The organism is Flavobacterium frigoritolerans, assembly GCF_025847275.1.
GTDB classification, from domain to species: domain Bacteria; phylum Bacteroidota; class Bacteroidia; order Flavobacteriales; family Flavobacteriaceae; genus Flavobacterium; species Flavobacterium frigoritolerans.
On the sequence record NZ_JAOZEV010000010.1, the window covers coordinates 125,048 to 141,642 of the forward strand.

The 16,595-nt window shown below is 31.3% G+C and carries 23 protein-coding genes; 17 read left to right on the forward strand and 6 right to left on the reverse strand.

The window, feature by feature from the left end:
• The first annotated feature begins 71 nt into the window (after positions 1-71).
• The 3 genes from OIU80_RS13490 (at position 72) to OIU80_RS13500 (ending at position 2,453) form a co-directional block, all read left to right on the forward strand.
• Positions 72-581: a TPM domain-containing protein gene (locus OIU80_RS13490; RefSeq protein ID WP_264287527.1), complete on the forward strand. Its 510-nt coding sequence runs from the start codon at positions 72-74 to the stop codon at positions 579-581.
• A 340-nt stretch (positions 582-921) separates the two neighbouring features.
• The gene (locus tag OIU80_RS13495) at positions 922-1,545 is read left to right on the forward strand and encodes a class I SAM-dependent methyltransferase (RefSeq protein WP_264287528.1); all 624 of its coding nucleotides are present in this window, start codon (positions 922-924) and stop codon (positions 1,543-1,545) included.
• Between the two features lie 2 nt (positions 1,546-1,547).
• The gene (locus tag OIU80_RS13500) at positions 1,548-2,453 is read left to right on the forward strand and encodes a PhzF family isomerase (protein ID WP_264287529.1); all 906 of its coding nucleotides are present in this window, start codon (positions 1,548-1,550) and stop codon (positions 2,451-2,453) included.
• 134 nt (positions 2,454-2,587) lie between these two features.
• On the opposite strand, the gene OIU80_RS13505 is transcribed toward OIU80_RS13500, so the two are convergent.
• The 6 genes from OIU80_RS13505 to OIU80_RS13530 all read right to left on the reverse strand — a co-directional run bounded on the left by OIU80_RS13505 (position 2,588) and on the right by OIU80_RS13530 (position 6,870).
• Positions 2,588-3,223 (reverse strand): hypothetical protein, encoded by a 636-nt coding sequence (locus tag OIU80_RS13505; RefSeq protein ID WP_264287530.1) that lies wholly within the window; start codon positions 3,221-3,223, stop codon positions 2,588-2,590.
• Positions 3,224-3,340: 117 nt separating this feature from the next.
• The gene (locus tag OIU80_RS13510; RefSeq protein ID WP_264287531.1) at positions 3,341-3,973 is read right to left on the reverse strand and encodes a hypothetical protein; all 633 of its coding nucleotides are present in this window, start codon (positions 3,971-3,973) and stop codon (positions 3,341-3,343) included.
• Positions 3,974-4,090: 117 nt separating this feature from the next.
• Entirely contained in the window at positions 4,091-4,726 is a 636-nt protein-coding gene (locus OIU80_RS13515; protein ID WP_264287532.1) for a hypothetical protein, read from the reverse strand.
• Between the two features lie 117 nt (positions 4,727-4,843).
• Positions 4,844-5,473 (reverse strand): hypothetical protein, encoded by a 630-nt coding sequence (locus OIU80_RS13520; protein WP_264287533.1) that lies wholly within the window; start codon positions 5,471-5,473, stop codon positions 4,844-4,846.
• Between the two features lie 117 nt (positions 5,474-5,590).
• Positions 5,591-6,226 carry a hypothetical protein gene (locus tag OIU80_RS13525; protein WP_264287534.1) on the reverse strand — a complete coding sequence of 212 codons (636 nt, stop codon included), beginning with the start codon at positions 6,224-6,226 and terminating at the stop codon, positions 5,591-5,593.
• A 2-nt stretch (positions 6,227-6,228) separates the two neighbouring features.
• Complete coding sequence (locus OIU80_RS13530; RefSeq protein ID WP_264287535.1) at positions 6,229-6,870, reverse strand: hypothetical protein; 642 nt, start codon at positions 6,868-6,870, stop codon at positions 6,229-6,231.
• Positions 6,871-7,222: 352 nt separating this feature from the next.
• Here OIU80_RS13530 and OIU80_RS13535 point away from each other — a divergent pair, with 352 nt between their 5' ends.
• From OIU80_RS13535 to OIU80_RS13600, 14 genes are all read left to right on the forward strand, one after another.
• Entirely contained in the window at positions 7,223-7,366 is a 144-nt protein-coding gene (locus OIU80_RS13535; protein WP_264287536.1) for a hypothetical protein, read from the forward strand.
• 124 nt (positions 7,367-7,490) lie between these two features.
• On the forward strand, positions 7,491-8,378 hold the full coding sequence (locus OIU80_RS13540; protein ID WP_264287537.1) for a DUF4349 domain-containing protein: 888 nt from the start codon (positions 7,491-7,493) through the stop codon (positions 8,376-8,378).
• Between the two features lie 9 nt (positions 8,379-8,387).
• Entirely contained in the window at positions 8,388-8,819 is a 432-nt protein-coding gene (locus tag OIU80_RS13545; RefSeq protein ID WP_264287538.1) for a GNAT family N-acetyltransferase, read from the forward strand.
• Positions 8,820-9,018: 199 nt separating this feature from the next.
• The gene (locus OIU80_RS13550; RefSeq protein WP_264287539.1) at positions 9,019-9,354 is read left to right on the forward strand and encodes a hypothetical protein; all 336 of its coding nucleotides are present in this window, start codon (positions 9,019-9,021) and stop codon (positions 9,352-9,354) included.
• 86 nt (positions 9,355-9,440) lie between these two features.
• The gene (locus OIU80_RS13555; protein WP_264287540.1) at positions 9,441-9,899 is read left to right on the forward strand and encodes a DUF6896 domain-containing protein; all 459 of its coding nucleotides are present in this window, start codon (positions 9,441-9,443) and stop codon (positions 9,897-9,899) included.
• Between the two features lie 99 nt (positions 9,900-9,998).
• Positions 9,999-10,538: a GNAT family N-acetyltransferase gene (locus OIU80_RS13560; protein WP_264287541.1), complete on the forward strand. Its 540-nt coding sequence runs from the start codon at positions 9,999-10,001 to the stop codon at positions 10,536-10,538.
• Positions 10,539-10,571: 33 nt separating this feature from the next.
• On the forward strand, positions 10,572-11,306 hold the full coding sequence (locus OIU80_RS13565) for a class I SAM-dependent methyltransferase (RefSeq protein ID WP_264287542.1): 735 nt from the start codon (positions 10,572-10,574) through the stop codon (positions 11,304-11,306).
• 104 nt (positions 11,307-11,410) lie between these two features.
• Entirely contained in the window at positions 11,411-12,910 is a 1,500-nt protein-coding gene (locus tag OIU80_RS13570) for a class A beta-lactamase-related serine hydrolase (RefSeq protein WP_264287543.1), read from the forward strand.
• Between the two features lie 466 nt (positions 12,911-13,376).
• Positions 13,377-13,700 carry a DUF2085 domain-containing protein gene (locus OIU80_RS13575; RefSeq protein ID WP_264287544.1) on the forward strand — a complete coding sequence of 108 codons (324 nt, stop codon included), beginning with the start codon at positions 13,377-13,379 and terminating at the stop codon, positions 13,698-13,700.
• A 2-nt stretch (positions 13,701-13,702) separates the two neighbouring features.
• Positions 13,703-14,215, forward strand: a complete 513-nt coding sequence (locus tag OIU80_RS13580; protein ID WP_264287545.1) for a ClbS/DfsB family four-helix bundle protein — start codon at positions 13,703-13,705, stop codon at positions 14,213-14,215.
• Between the two features lie 153 nt (positions 14,216-14,368).
• Complete coding sequence (locus tag OIU80_RS13585) at positions 14,369-14,590, forward strand: DUF2798 domain-containing protein (RefSeq protein ID WP_264287546.1); 222 nt, start codon at positions 14,369-14,371, stop codon at positions 14,588-14,590.
• Positions 14,587-15,255, forward strand: coding sequence for a 3,4-dihydroxy-2-butanone-4-phosphate synthase (gene ribB, locus OIU80_RS13590; RefSeq protein WP_264287547.1), 669 nt, complete (start codon positions 14,587-14,589; stop codon positions 15,253-15,255). Before OIU80_RS13585 ends, ribB begins: the two co-directional genes overlap by 4 nt.
• A gap of 3 nt (positions 15,256-15,258) precedes the next feature.
• Positions 15,259-15,828: a Crp/Fnr family transcriptional regulator gene (locus OIU80_RS13595; protein WP_264287548.1), complete on the forward strand. Its 570-nt coding sequence runs from the start codon at positions 15,259-15,261 to the stop codon at positions 15,826-15,828.
• Positions 15,829-16,008: 180 nt separating this feature from the next.
• Positions 16,009-16,590 carry an LOG family protein gene (locus OIU80_RS13600; protein ID WP_264287549.1) on the forward strand — a complete coding sequence of 194 codons (582 nt, stop codon included), beginning with the start codon at positions 16,009-16,011 and terminating at the stop codon, positions 16,588-16,590.
• Positions 16,591-16,595: the final 5 nt, after the last annotated feature.

The following is a 16,595-nucleotide window of genomic DNA, read 5'->3' on the forward strand; positions in this document are numbered from 1 at the left end:
AAAATTAGAGAATATTTTATGACAATAATGTCTTATTTTCGCGGCACCAAATCTAACCTACCAGCACTAAGATGAAAAAGACATTCTTTATTATTACAATTACCTTATTCTCATTAAATAGTTTTTTTGCCCAAACAAATAAAACGGCTATCCCAAATTCGGAAGCACAAAATATTTTTTCCAAAACATACAATTACGTAAATGATTTCGAAAAAATATTAGCCCCAAATCAAATCGAAGCTTTAAAAAACACTTTACAATCATACGAAACAAGCTCAGGTCATAAAATTATTGTTGTAACAACTTCTTCTATACAACCTTATACCAGTATCCCCGAATACTCATTGGGCTTAAATACCTATTTAGCCAATCAATTAAAACTAAATACTACCGTTTTAGTTATCCTAAGCAAAGGGCTAAGACAAATTCAGGTTCAGGGCAGCGAGCAAATAAGTAATAAACTTAACTACGACGAAATTAAGAGTATCATATCTAGTACTGCAATACCAGAATTCAAAAAAGGAGATTACCATAAAGGATTAGAAGAAACGGTAAATCAGATAATAAAAAAACTGAAATAACTTTTTAAAAAAATCAATATTAAACAATACTATAACATCCGATTTGTGAAAAACAAGTCGGATGTTTTTTATGGCGTGACCCGAAAATGGGTCAGGCTTTCGGCTTTATCTTTTGCTTTGCTCTGCACACAAAAGGATATCACCTCTATCCTTCACGCAGCAAGAACCTTATTTTGTAACTATCATGAATATCTCTACCCAATCTATTTTTTGAAGGTTCAAAACACCAACAAATTCCCTTTAAAATTCGTATTTTCGTAAAGCTAAAAACGCTCCTAATAAACAAAGCAACAGTAAATGTTGTAACAATTTATAAAGACACTAATCCCTCACGAAAAAAATGAATGATTCTTGGACCGAAAGATGGAATGACAGATATAGCGCAGATCAGTTTGCATATGGTGAGCATCCAAACAACTATTTAAAAGAACAGTTAGAAAAACTAAATACTGGAACAATCCTTTTCCCTGCTGAAGGAGAAGGTCGGAATGCAGTTTTTGCTGCCAAACTGGGCTGGGCAGTTTCGGCGTTTGACATAAGCATCGAAGGAAAAAATAAAGCCTTACGACTTGCCAAAGCAAATAACGTGACAATTGACTATCAGATTGGCGAACTACAAACATTAAATTATACACCCGAACAGTTTGACGCAATTGCCTTAATTTATGCGCACTTTCCTGGTAACATTAAATCATTGTACCACAAAACACTTAGCAACTATTTACGCAAAGGAGGGTTACTAATTTTTGAAGCATTTAGTAAGAAACATATCGAATACAACTCAAAAGACGAAAAAATTGGTGGGCCAAAAGAACTAGATATGTTATTTTCTATTGATGAAATAAAAGCTGACTTTCCTGATTATGAAATCATCGAATTAACTGAGAAAGAAATAGAATTGAATGAAGGTCTTTTTCATAACGGAAAAGGTTCTGTGATACGATTTGTAGGTCAAAAAAAGTAACGATGAAGAAAAGAATAACATACCAAATTGATTCTTTCACAAAAGAAAAGTTCAAAGGAAATCCAGCAGGAGTAGTTGTAAATGCCGAAGGACTGAATGATTACCAAATGCAACAAATAGCTAGAGAATTAAACAACTCCGAAACAGCCTTTCTTTTCCCTCCAGATAATGATGATTGCGACGGTGTAATTCGTTATTTCACACCAAGTACCGAAGTTCCTATTTGCGGACATGCTACAATTGCTGCAATGTATGCTAAAGCTGTTGAAGAAAATTTAAATTCTTGCATTTTAAGATTTAAAACTAAAATCGGTATTCTTCCTTTTGAGATTATCAAAAACAATGAAGATTATCAAATTTTAATGACTCAAGGAACTTTTGAACTAAGTCCAACATTCGATAAACATATAGCCAACAAAATGCTAACTGCATTAGGCTTAGAAGAATCTGATGCTGATAAAAATTGCCCTATTCAGATAGCATCTACAGGACATTCTAAAGTTATGATAGGAATTAAAAGCCGAGAAAAACTGAACAGTTTATCGCCAGACTACAATGCATTAGCTAACTTGAGTGCAACCATTAACTGCAATGGCTATTTTGTGTTTACTTTTGATTCAGATAACAAAGATATTTTAACCTATGGCCGAATGTTTGCTCCCGGAATTGGCATAAATGAAGATCCTGTTACAGGTAATGCAAACGGACCATTGGGAGGATATTTGATACAGAATAAAATCGTTGATTTTAAAGACTCTGAATTCGAATTTAACGGAAGACAAGGAGAAAAAATAGACAGACTTGGCGTAATAAAAGTCAAAATTAAGATTGAAGACAATAAGCCTACATTGATTCAAATAAAAGGTGATGCTGTAGTTGTATTTAGAACCGAAATAGAAATAGGATAAACTATGAACCTGTCTCTGCTAGTTATAAATCTAAACCTGTAAGTTATAATTCTAAATGTAATAATAAACAAACTAATAAATTAAGCCTAAGACTGTCCTGTTACTAAACGGTAGCTGGTAGATCATAGTTTTATTTATTCTCTCAGTTTCGTTTTTATATCTTCGGGAAACCACGGAGCGGTACCTGTTTTTGCAAATTCTTTTTTTACACTTTCTATGTTGTACATTTTGCCAGATACTCCCTTTTCTTTCAGGTAGTTTTTATATTCCTTTTTCGAAAAAAAAGCTTCGGTTGTACTATCTGCTACATTTATTACAAACCATTGTTCTGGCATTATAAATATTTTTTGTACACTATCTATTGGATAAATTCGGATTTGGTCTGGTCTTGGCTTGTCCTTTTTATCATTCCACGAAATTGTGCCATACTTACTTAAAAATAAATAATCTTCTGGTTGATATGTTTCAATATATTCTTTCCTCTCAAATTTTTTACCATAAATATAAGTTCTATCGACTCCTATTTCTGTTAAAGAGTCGATATAAACACTTTTTTTTAACGATTGGTTATCTTCTAGCATCCTCCATACTCTGCCATTTGGATCATATGTTAATACTATTGGTTTTGCTAAAGGAAGGAGAGGAAATTGACCAAAATGGTTAGTTGTATAAAAAGGATCTACATCTTTGCGTGCTTTTTTAAAAATACATGATGATACCAAACATAGCATAATAGTAATGCTAAGTGTAATACTGATTTTATTTTTCATCTTTATTGAATTCTCGTTTTCCAGTTTGCTTTTACTTGTAATTCGTTGCTTCAACCTAGAATATCATACCTAAAACTGTCCTATTACTAAACAGTAACTGGTAGATCATAGCTTTATTTATTCTCTCAGTTTCGTTTTTACATCTTCGGGAAACCACGGAGCAATACCAGTTTTTGCAAATTCTTTTTTTACACTTTCTATATTGTACATTTTGCCAGACACTCCCTTTTCTTTCAGGTAGTTTTTATATTCCTTTTTCGAGAAAAAAGCTTCGGTTGTACTGTCTGCTACATTTATAACAAACCAGCGTTCTGGTATTATAAATATTTTTTGAATACTATCGGTAGGGTAAATTTGAATTTCATTTGTTATACCCTTTTTGTTTTTACTAGGTCCATATATTCTACCATACTTATTTAAAAACACATAGTCTTTTGAAGTATAACTTTCAATAGTGTCTTTCCATCCATGTACTTTGCCATAAATATAGGTTTTCTCTACTCCAATTTTTATTAATGAATCAATGCCAATACTATGTTTTAATGAATGGTTGTCTTCTAACATCCAAACTTTTGTACTAGGATCATACGATAAAGTTATTGGTTTCACTAAAGGGAGGAGATGAAATTGACCAAAAAGGTTAGTTGTATAAAAAGGATCTACATCTCTGTGTTCTTTTTTTAAAAAACAAGATGATACCAAACATAGCATAATAGCAACGATAAGTGTAGTACTGATTTTATTTTTCATCTTTATTTAATTATCGTTTTCCAGTTTGCTTTTACTTGTAATTCGTTACTTCAACCTAGAATATCGTGTCTAAAGCTGTCCTATTACTAAACAGTAACTGGTAGATCATAGTTTTATTTATTCTCTCAATTTCGTTTTTATATCTTCAGGAAACCACGGAGCGATACCTGTTTTTGCAAATTCTTTTTTTACACTTTCTATGTTGTACATTTTGCCAGACACTCCCTTTTCTTTCAGGTAGTTTTTATATTCCTTTTTCGAGAAAAAAGCTTCGGTTGTACTGTCTGTAACATTTATAACAAACCAGCGTTCTGGTATTATAAATATTTTATGAATACTATCAGTAGGGTAAATTTGGATTTCATCAACGAAAGTTTTTATTTTAGAAGGTCCGTATGATATTACACCATATTTATCTAAAAACACATAATCTTTTGAAGTATATCCTTCAATAGTATCTCTCCTTCCAATGACTTTCCAAAAAATATAGGTTTTCTCTACTCCAATTTCTTTTTCTGTTATTTCATTAGATATGTTTTGTTTTAATAAGTTGTTTTTTTCTAACCACCAGTTTTTTGTACTTGGGTCATACATTAATGTTATAGGCTTTAACAAAGGAAGAATGTGGAATTGACCAAAATGGTTAGTTGTATAAAAAGGATCTACATCTCTGTGTTCTTTTTTTAAAAAACAAGATGATACGAAACATAGCATAATAACAACCATAAATGTAATACTGATTTTATTTTTCATCTTTATTTAATTATCGTTTTCCAGTTTGCTTTTACTTGTAATTCGTCGCTTCCGCCTAGAATATTAAGCCTCAAACTGTCCTGTTACTAAACAGTAACCGGTAGATCATAGCTTTATTTATTCTCTCAGTTTCGTTTTTACATCTTCGGGAAACCACGGAGCAATACCAGTTTTTGCAAATTCTTTTTTTAAACTTTCTATATTGTACATTTTGCCAGACACTCCCTTTTCTTTCAGGTAGTTTTTATATTCCTTTTTCGAGAAAAAAGCTTCGGTTGTACTGTCTGCTACATTTATAACAAACCAGCGTTCTGGTATTATAAATATTTTTTGAATACTATCGGTAGGGTAAATTTGGATTTCATCTGGTGTTGGCTTATCTTTTTTTGCATTCCAAGATGTTATTCCATACTTGTCGGTAAATACATAATCCTTTGCAGTATAGCTTTGAATGGTATCTTTCCATCCAAGTATATTACCATAAATATAGGTTTTATCGACTCCTATTTCTGTTAAAGTATTAATGGATATATTATGTTTTAATGAATGGTTATCTTCTAACCACCACACTTTTGTACTTGGGTCATACATTAATGTTAGAGGCTTTAACAAAGGAAGGATATGGAACTGACCAAAATGGTTAGTTGTATAAAAAGGATCTACATCTTTGTGTGCTTTATTAAATATACAAGACACCAAGCATAACATAATAACAATCAGGAGTGCAATACTGGTTTTATTTTTCATCTTTATTTAATTATCGTTTTCCAGTTTGCTTTTACTTGTAATTCGTCGCTTCCGCCTAGAATATTAAGCCTAAAACTGTCCTATTACTAAATGGTAACTAGTAGATCATCGCTTTATTTATTCTCTCAGTTTTGTTTTTATATCTTCAGGAAACCACGGAGCGATACCTGTTTTTGCAAATTCTTTTTTTACACTTTCTATATTGTACATTTTGCCAGATACTCCCTTTTCTTTCAAGTAGTTTTTATATTCTTTTTTCGAAAAAAAAGCTTCGGTTGTACTGTCTGCTACATTTATAACAAACCAGCGTTCTGGTATCATAAATATTTTATGAATACTATCAGTAGGGTAAATTTGGATTTCATCCGGTGTTGGCTTATCCTTTTTGGAGTTAAAAGTAATTGAGCCAAACTTATTCAAAAATAAATAGTCTTCTGGTTGATATGTTTCTATGTAATCCTTCCTTTCAAATAATTTACCATAAATATAGGTTTTATCGATTCCAATTTCTGTTAATGAATCAATAAACATATTTTGTTTTAAAATATGTTTATTATCTTGTAGCAACCAAACTTTTGTACTAGGATCATACGATAAAGTTATTGGTTTTGCTAAAGGAAGGAGATGAAATTGACCAAAATGATTAGTTGTATAAAAAGGATCTACATCTTTGTGTTCTTTTTTAAAAATACATGACGATACGAAACATAGCATAATAGCAACGCTAAGTGTAATACTGATTTTGTTTTTCATCTTTATTTAATTATTGTTTTCCAATTTGCCTTTACTTGTAATTCGTCGCTTCCGCCTAGAACATCGTGGTACATAAAACCCAATACACAGCATATAGCGTTGTATTCCATAGAACGATTTCCCCAAGACGGGCGCAAATCTAATGTGTCAGTTAAATTATAAAATAATGTAATATATCCATTGCTATCAGCAATATAATTGCAATTTACATTTACTGATCGAACTGCCCAAGTTAATTCATCAAATGCCATTTCCCAAGTAGCACTATATTCCGTTCTCCATTTCCAAAACTCTAAGGCTTGTCTCCACATTTCGCCTCTGGCTCGTTGTCCACCAAGTTGAATCCCAAAAGGGAGAACTTTATCAATTATTTTTTTTATCTTATAATCATTTCTTTTTTTTATTTCCGTTACTATTTCCCTTTGTTTATTAAGAATTGCTAGATCTTTCTTTACTTTATTGAGAATTTCTCCCGAAAGCTGAACTGAGCTACTTTGCAATATAGAATGAAATCCTACACCAAAAATATTTTCTGCTTGTGTTGGGTTAATTCCTAAATATTTACATGCGGCGTTAAATAATGCTCTCCTTGCATCTGTTCCCCAGCCTGGGTCTGTTCCGTAATAATTTCTAAATTCTGTCATTAAGTTTGTTTTTTATATTTTGTTTCAATGCCTGTTAATTTGCATATATGCGAAATAAATCTTCGTGTACACTCCTATTTAGGAATATTAATGAAGAGCTACTTTATTTTGACTTGATTCAAATATATTATTTTTTTTCTTACAAACAAACTGGTTATTGTTTATCTACAACTGTTTTTTCTTACTTAAATGATTTAATACATCATTATTTAACTATTCTTGTATTCTAATAGTTTTGTATAAGTAAGTCAAAAGTTTAAAAAAAGAAAGGATATTTCACACAAATGATTATTATAAATCATCAATAAATAACATAAATTTCCGTAATTTACCTTATAATTATATTCGACTGATGACAGCTACAGCACCAAACCATAAAATAGATCCGGGTCGCAACACAAAACGTTTCCGTGAAATGAAAGGAATCAAACAGGATGCTTTAACATACGTTCTTAACGATGATTGCAATCTGCAAAAAATTCCTTTATTAGAGTAGAAAGAGATAATTGAAACTCCCCTAATCTATCTTCAGAGGATTAATCTAACAATACCTTATTTTTTTAATATTAAAAACTATATTAGTTGAGCCTTTTTATAGTCAATACATAAACCAAACATATATGAAATCAACTTCTTTTAGCATATTATTTCTTTTATCGATAGTTTTATTTTCTTGTAACTCTAGCAACGGTGATGCAAATTATGCTGTTTCAGCAGATGCTACATTATCTGAAGCACCAGCATCTTTAGAGTCTGTAGCAGAACTGTCAATGCCCGAAAAAGACAAAGTAACTGAGAAAGATGATGCAGTACTTAAAACTGTTGAACCTGTATTAATTAAAAAGAAAATAATAAAAGATGGAAACATTTCAGTTAAAACAAATGATATTGCTGTAAGCAAAAAAAACATAGACGAATTGTTGAAAAAACTAAACGCCTATTATGAAACTGAAGATCTTCAAAATAACGATCAGGCAATCTCTTACAATTTAAAAATAAGAGTTCCTGCGGATAATTTCGAAAAACTGATTTCAAGTATCGAAAACGGCAAAGATGAACTTACAAGTAAAAGCATCCAAGCTAGAGATGTAACCGAAGAATTTGTTGATATTACAACTCGTTTAGCCAATAAAAGAGACTATTTAAAACGCTATAAAGAATTACTTTCAAAAGCTTCAACAGTAAAAGATATTCTGGCAATCGAGGAAAACATTCGAGTAATCGAAGAGGAAATAGAAAGCAAAGAAGGACGTTTGAAATACCTTAGCGATCAAGTTTCATTTAGTACTTTGGCTTTAAACTTATATAAAGAAAAAGAATACGTTTACAAGCCACAAGCACAAGACAAATTTTCGGAAAGAATTAAAAATTCTATTAGTGAGGGATGGACTTCTATTGTTGATTTCTTACTTTGGACTATTGCAATTTGGCCATTTATCATCTTAATTACTGGTATTGTATATATTGTCCGAAAAATTAGAAGAAAACGCAAAAACAAAGTACAATAATAGGATGCAATGAAAATCAGAGAGATCAGAAAAAGTGACCTTGACTCTTTAAGAAATATATTTCTTAAAGAAAGACAAACAACATTTTCGTGGGTGGATACGGCTACATTTAGTTTACAGGATTTTGATGTAGAAACAGAAGCAGAATATATCCTAATCGCAATTTCGGATAATATTGTGATGGGATTTATTTCGATGTGGGTTGAAGACAATTTTATTCATCATTTGTATGTAGATCAAAAGTACCATAGAAAAGGTATGGGAACTCAGTTATTGAAAGCTGCTCTTAATAAATCCGATTTTCCTGTTACTTTAAAATGTCTGGAGAATAATACACTAGCAGTAAATTTCTATAAGAATAAAGGCTTTATCGAAAAAGAGAAAGGACAATCTGAACAAGGAACATATATTCTATTTCAATTATTGAAAAATGTAGAATAATATCATCTCGATTCTATTGTTTTCTGATAAAACAGACAAAGAACAATTCTGAAAACATTTAATTTCGCATTATTTAATTTCTGTTAAATCTTGACTAAAGAAATCCTTAGTTTATAGTTTAATAACCTAGATATACTAGTCTTAAAATCCACTTTCATAACAAATAGACATAAGGAAAAATGAAAAAATTATATCATTTATGAAATACAAAAAAACTTTAATTACGTTTCTGTTATTCATCCTATTTTATATACTATTTATCTCCCCATTCTTAATAAATTCCTGGGGATATATAATTGATAAAAATTACCACATCCCAAAAGAATCTAACCTGTTTATCTTTAACGCTACCGTCATGCAAAATGGTTCTAGCGATGCTTGGATATATGGAGAAGACTACAATTATTATTATTACAACGGAGGCTTAAAATCCGAAGATATTATCTCGATATCCAAGAAAAAAATAAAAAACTGTCCCGATTTTAATTCTGTAAATATATCTTCTTGGTGTGGAGTAAAATCTACTACAGAATAGGTTTTTAATTACCCGATGCAAACATAAATACCTTTAAAAATTTTAGCCAATATCCATAACAATAAAAGCTATTCACAAAACTAATTATGAGAACATTTCAAAATGAAATAATAATGGAGTTGCTAAATGCCATGGATGAATTTATGACTACAGCAGAACGACTAATTAATAAAATAATCAATGAAACGAATCAACCTGAAATTGAAGCAATCAAAAAAGGGAGTTATGACGAAATTGAAAATGCCGATTTTTTAAACAACAAAAAAACATTATCCGATAATTGGTTTTATGATGTACATGGGGAACATTGTATGTTTGAAAATACAATAACGGGACAAACTCTAGAAGTTTCTCTAGGTCATAAAGAGCATATTGAGAATTTAGATCCTTACTTTTTCTATAATTTCCTTAAAACAACTAAGCATCTTACACATCTTACCAAACATTTTGAAAGTCCTTTTAAAGATATGCTGAATTTATTTGAAGATCTTGAACAGAAAAAATTATTAAAACATATTCATAGAATCGAATATAGAAAATATTGACAATTTATCTGATTCGCCCTCAACTATCGCAAATTAAAGTATTAGGATAAGTATTAATTTATTTTCATAATTTCACTTTTATTTTAAAACCAAAATGTCATGAAATTAGATTTTAGTAAATTCCCAAAACTAGAAACTCAAAGATTAATTTTGAGGAATCTCGAAAATCAGGATTTCGAACGCATCCATAAATTACATTCTGATCCAATTGTTAACTCATTTGTAGGCAGAGATAATTCTTCTAATTTAGAAAAAGCAAAGGCTTACATCATTCGAATGAATAATTTGATTGCAAAAAATGAATGTCTTTATTGGGTAATCACAACAAAAGAAAAAAATGATTTAATAGGTTCTGTTTGTCTTTGGAATTTTGACCTTGAGAATAAAATTGTCGAAATTGGTTACGAAATGTTATCGCAATACCAAGGAAAAGGTTTTATGTCAGAAGCTTTAAAAGAAGTTGTAAAACATGCTTTTGAAGAAATAAACTCGACTATAATAACTGCATTTCCTTCCTCAGACAATGTCAATTCGGTATCAATTTTAAAAAAACTTAATTTTGTACATGAAGATAAACCCTATAATAACACACATCAAAATATAGCAAATTTGGTAACGTATACATTGAGAAACGTATAAGAAAACCCTCCGCTACAAAAAAAAATACCACACATGAAACAAAATAAATACGACGACAAATCTTTTTTTGAAAATTATGGCAAAATGCCCCGTTCTGCCGAAGGATTAAATGCTGCTGGCGAATGGTACATTTTACGCGAAATGCTACCTGAATTTAAAGATAAAAATGTGCTAGACCTTGGATGCGGATATGGCTGGCATTGCATTTATGCCAAAGAGCAAGGCGCTGAAAAAGTTCTAGGTATCGATTTATCTCAAAAAATGATTGAAAAAGCCAAAGAGAATTCGAAAGACTTAGTCATAGATTACAGACAAATGGCAATTGAAGATATCGACTTTAAGCCCGAAGAATTTGATGTTGTCATTAGTTCACTAGCATTTCATTATGTAAAAAATCTAAAAGTCATTTTTGATAAAATCAATGCCTATCTTAAAAAAGGCGGGAACTTTGTTTTTTCAATGGAGCATCCAGCTTTTACCTCCCGACCAGAACAAGATTGGTTTACCGACTCAGATGGCAATCGCCTGCACTGGCCAATAGATAATTATCAGGATGAAGGCATAAGACACACTCAATTTCTAGGTCACGAAGTAATTAAATACCACCGAACTTTTGAAACTATTGTAAACACATTAATTAATTCCAATTTTACTATTAAACAAATATCCGAGCCTAAACCTTCACAGGAAATATTAGAGAAATACCCTGAAATGGTTGATGAAGCAAGAAGACCAATTTTTATATTGATATCGGCAGTTAAGAATTAAACTTAGTATTTAAATAAAATAATTGTCTGAATAGTAAAACATTGACATTATGATCTTTTGTAACAAAAGAATTCATATTACGTCATATAAAAAAATCATCAATCATGACAATCAAAACAATCAGCCATTATTTATTACTGTTATTCTTTCTAGCATCACTCTCATTATCAGCTCAGGTTGATAAAAAATCCGATTTATACAAAACCATTATTTCTAGAGATAGCTTACTCTTTAAGGTAGGCTTTAATACTTGCGACATCAATCAATTTGAAACATTACTAACAGAAGATTTCGAATTTTACCATGACGAAGATAGTATCTCAAACAAAAAGAAATTCATTTATAACCTTCATAACGGATTATGTGCATCTTCTAAAACCTATCAACTAAGAAGGGATCTCATCGCTGGAACCACCGAAATTTATCCGCTTTATAAAGACAAAGTTCTCTATGGTGCATTACAAATAGGAATGCATCAGTTTTATAGAATAACTACTGACAAAAAAGAAACTCCAGGAAGTATTGGTCGATTTACACATTTATGGTTGCTGCAAAAAGGAACTTGGAAATTAGCTCGCTCTCTTAGTTACGACCATAATAACAATACTACAGTTGCAAATAAAACCCCAATTTTTGATAATGATGCCGAAATTGAAAAATGGCTTAAAGAAAATAATGTCCCAACTCTAGGCCTTGGAATCATCAATGCTGGAAAACTACAGCAGATTAAAGTGTTTGGCGAACTAAAAAAAGGAATTACAGCACCATACAATACCATTTTTAATGTTGCCTCACTAACCAAACCAATTACCGCTATGGTAACTCTAAAATTAGTTAGCTTAGGCAAATGGAACTTAGATGAACCTCTTTACAAATATTGGACTGATCCTGATATCGTAAATGATCCTAAAACAAAAAAAATCACTACAAGATATATCTTAAGCCATCAAACTGGTTTCCCTAATTGGCGTTGGAATAATCCCGATAAAAAGCTAAGCTTTGATTTTGAACCCGGAACAAAATACCAATATTCAGGTGAAGGTTTTGAATATCTGCGAAAAGCATTAGAAAAAAAGTTCAACAAAACCCTTGATCAATTAGCCAATGAATTACTATTCATTCCATTGCAAATGAACGACAGCAATTATATCTGGGACAAAAAAACAGACGAAACACGCTTTGCAATTGGATATGATCCAAAAGGGAATGCCTATGAAATCGAGAAAAGAAAAACAGCAAACGCTGCCGATGATGTATTAACAACTATCGAAGATTATGGGAATTTTCTAGTTAGTGTTATGAATGGTGACGGTTTATCTAAAAAAGTTTTTGACGATATGCTAACAAATCAAGTAGAAATGAAAGCCAATGAGTATTATGGTTTGGGTCTGGTTATCTACGATTTAGGAAACGGAGAAATCGCATTATCACATGGTGGTGCAGACCAAGGAGTGCAAACAATCTTTTTCCTTCTCCCGAAAACAAAACAAGGGATACTAATTTTTACTAATGTTGATGATGGTTATAAAGTATATGAAAAACTACTTTTTCATTATTTAGGAGATAACGGAAAAAAAATATTCGAAATCGAAACCAAAAACTAATTTAACAACTTAAGAAAACTAACCTTAACCTATTTTGTGCGTAATTACTACATCTGTTCGCTTCGCTCGAGTCACAAAAAGTCTTAATTAACACATAGAAACATAGATTTTATGACTGAAGAAGAATACAAAAAAGAAATATATTTCTTTCACATAGCTAGCTTTGTGCTTTTTAAATAAATGAAACACCTTTTTTAAAGAGTACAAAATCTATGTTTCTATGTGTCAAAATTAATTACACCCAATAGGCTAACCCAAAACTAAAATCATGAACACTATTAATCAAGACAACCAAATTAGATGTCCAAAATGTCATTCAATACAAATACATGTGGACAAAAAAGGTTTTAGTGGAAAAAAAGCCTGTTGTGGAGCAATACTGGCTGGTCCATTAGGTCTCTTATGTGGTACTCATAAATCGAATAAAATTAGAATGACTTGTTTAAATTGTAAACGTAGCTGGTAAATGAAACTAGATGATTTTACTTTAGGTTGTCACGGAATCCCTGAGAGGTGTTATAAAATTAATGACAAACACATGCCTTTTTGTGCAAGGTGTTTGGGCGCAAGCATCGGACATATTTTTTGTGCTGTTTGTTACTTTTTTTATTTCCTCCCTCCTTTTTACTTTTCGATAATTGGTTTAGCATTAATGCTTGCAGATTGGTATTTCCAGAATTCATTATACAAATATCATAGCAACTTCATGAGATTATTGACAGGTACAATTGGAGGCTTTTCGATGGGAATAATTATATGGAAAACTGTTGATTTTATATTAAAATTTTAAATATGGCTGTACCTCAGAATAAAATCGAACTTCTAAAAGAAATTGAAATAACGTTCACAAAACTTCGAGAGGATTTAAAATCAATTCCTATTGAACTTACAACGCAGAAAACACTCGAAGGCCATTCTAAAAACACCTTGATGAGTGTAAACAACTTAGTTTCATACTTAATAGGTTGGGGAGAATTAGTCTTAAAATGGCACCATAAAAAGAACAAGAATAAACCTGTAGATTTTCCCGAAACTGGTTATAAATGGAACGAGTTAGGCAAACTTGCCCAGAAATTTTATGCCGATTATCAAGAGTTGGATTTTATAGCGCTACAAGATAAATTAGACACAACGGTAAATGAGTTACAAACCTTGATAAAAAGCTACGATAACAACATGCTTTATGAGCAATCATGGTATGAAAAATGGACAATGGGAAGAATGATACAATTTAATACCTCATCTCCATATAAAAATGCTCGAGCTAGAATAAGAAAATGGAAAAAAGAAAACAGCTTGAAATAAAGACTTACAAAGGCTAACTTATTTTTAAAATACACATTCCCGAAGCTATTAAATATAGGTTTGGGAATTTTTATTTTTTTTGATGTACATCAATGTTTTTCCTTTCTTATTTAAACAATTTTGTTCCTTCAAAAATTTAATAATTAATTAAAAATGAACAAAAAGTATTTTAAATACATCAACACCTTATTTGTTGTTATTCCTATGACCCTCATTATGGCGTTTGTAGGTCTTATGCGTAATTATGGTTATGGAGAAGACTGGCTCTTCAAATTTCTAAAAGCATGGAGTGTCATGCTTCCTGTTGCCTACATTACCGCTTTTATAATTATTCCAAATGCTAGAAAACTGGCCGAAAAAACAACATTCAAATGATTACTGAAATAGAAAACGAAACCCCATTAGTATCATTTGGTACAACTAGTAAAGAACGTGTAGAGCATGCTATTAATGAACTTAGACTCGGAAAAGGTATTTTATTACTCGATGACAAAGACCGTGAGAACGAAGGCGATTTAGTTTATTCAGCCCAAAATATGTCAGTCGAAGATATGGCGTTAATGATTCGGGAATGTAGCGGAATCGTATGCCTTTGCCTTTCGAATAAAAAAGCTGATGAATTAGAATTACCTTATATGGTAAAAGAAAACACCAGTCTTTTCCAGACTCCGTTTACGGTTACTATAGAAGCAAAAGAAGGAGTTACAACTGGACTTTCGGCATCAGATAGAATTCAAACCATAAGAACCGCTTCTGCAGATAATGCAAAACCTTCAGATTTAGTAAAACCTGGGCATATTTTTCCGTTAAGAGCAAATGATAATGGTGTTCTACAACGCAACGGACATACCGAAGGAAGCGTAGATTTAATGAAATTGTCAGGTTTAAAACCTGAAGCTGTATTATGCGAACTAATGAATCCTAACGGAACTATGGCAAGATTACCAGAGATTTTATCATTTGCTAAAAAGCATCAATTGGTAGTTTTAACAATAGCAGATATTGTACATTATCGTAAATTTGTTAGAGATTTTATTTAAAACATGAAAGAGCAATTAATCGAATATATAAAAGAAGTATCAACGGTTACAGACCAAGAACTGGAAAAAATAATAAGTTACTTTATCCCTTTAGAAGTCGAAAAAAATGAGCTCTTGGTTTTCCCTGGACAAACCACCCAACGAATGTATTTTATTTGCAATGGTTGCTTGCGTATATTTTTTATAACCGAAGAAGGGCAAGAAGCAACACGCTATTTAGGGTTCGAAAGTAATTTTGTGACCGCTTTATCTAGCTTTGTGTTAAATGAACCTTCTTTAGAATTTGTTCAGGCCTTAGAACCAACAGAATTACTTTATATTTCGCGTAAGGATTTTTATAATTTACTAGAAATCATACCTAATTGGGGTAGCTTTTATAGGCATTATATGGAAATGGCTTATGTAACTAATACCAAAAGGCTCATGTCATTCTTAACCCAAAATGCGACCGAAAGATACAAGCAATTACTAGATACCAATCCTAAAATTACACAACGTTTGTCTAACAAGATTGTATCTTCCTTCCTCAACGTTTCGCAAGAAACACTAAGTAGACTAAAGTCTAAATCTTAACCATTATTCAATTCTCAAAACACGAAAAGGCAATACTAGTTTCTAGAAATTGCTTTTTTTGTTTAAATGGCTACCTATATTTTTTATAACTTCGTTTACTATTACAAAAGCAATCAAATGTTAATTATGACTTAGGATTTCGATTAGCCAAAAACTTATAACAACAATATAAAATTGAATATGAACCGAATTACAGTTTTTTGCGGATCAAGTTTTGGAAATAAAAAAGAATATGAAACTCAAGCTTTCAAACTTGGACAAACAATGTCCGAAAACAATATTGATTTAGTCTATGGCGGAGCCAAAGTTGGACTTATGGGAGCCATTGCTGATGGTGTTTTGAATAAAAACGGAAAAGTAATTGGTGTTTTACCAGACTTTTTAATGAAGAAAGAAATTGCTCACGATAATTTAACTGAATTAATTATTGTAAAAAGCATGCATGAAAGAAAAACCAAAATGAACGAACTAAGCGATGGTGTAATTGCTTTACCAGGTGGATTCGGAACATTAGAAGAATTTTTTGAAATGCTTACTTGGGCTCAATTAGGCCTCCATAAAAAACCAATCGGGATTTTAAATATCGATGGATTTTACGATTTATTATTAGAATTTATACTAAAAATGGTAAATGAAGGTTTCTTAAAAGAGATAAACCAACAAATGATAATCGTAAGTGCAGATTCACAGGATTTACTCCTTAAAATGAAAAGTTACGTGGCACCAGAAGTTGGTAAGTGGATAAAAAAAGGAAATGAATAAAATCA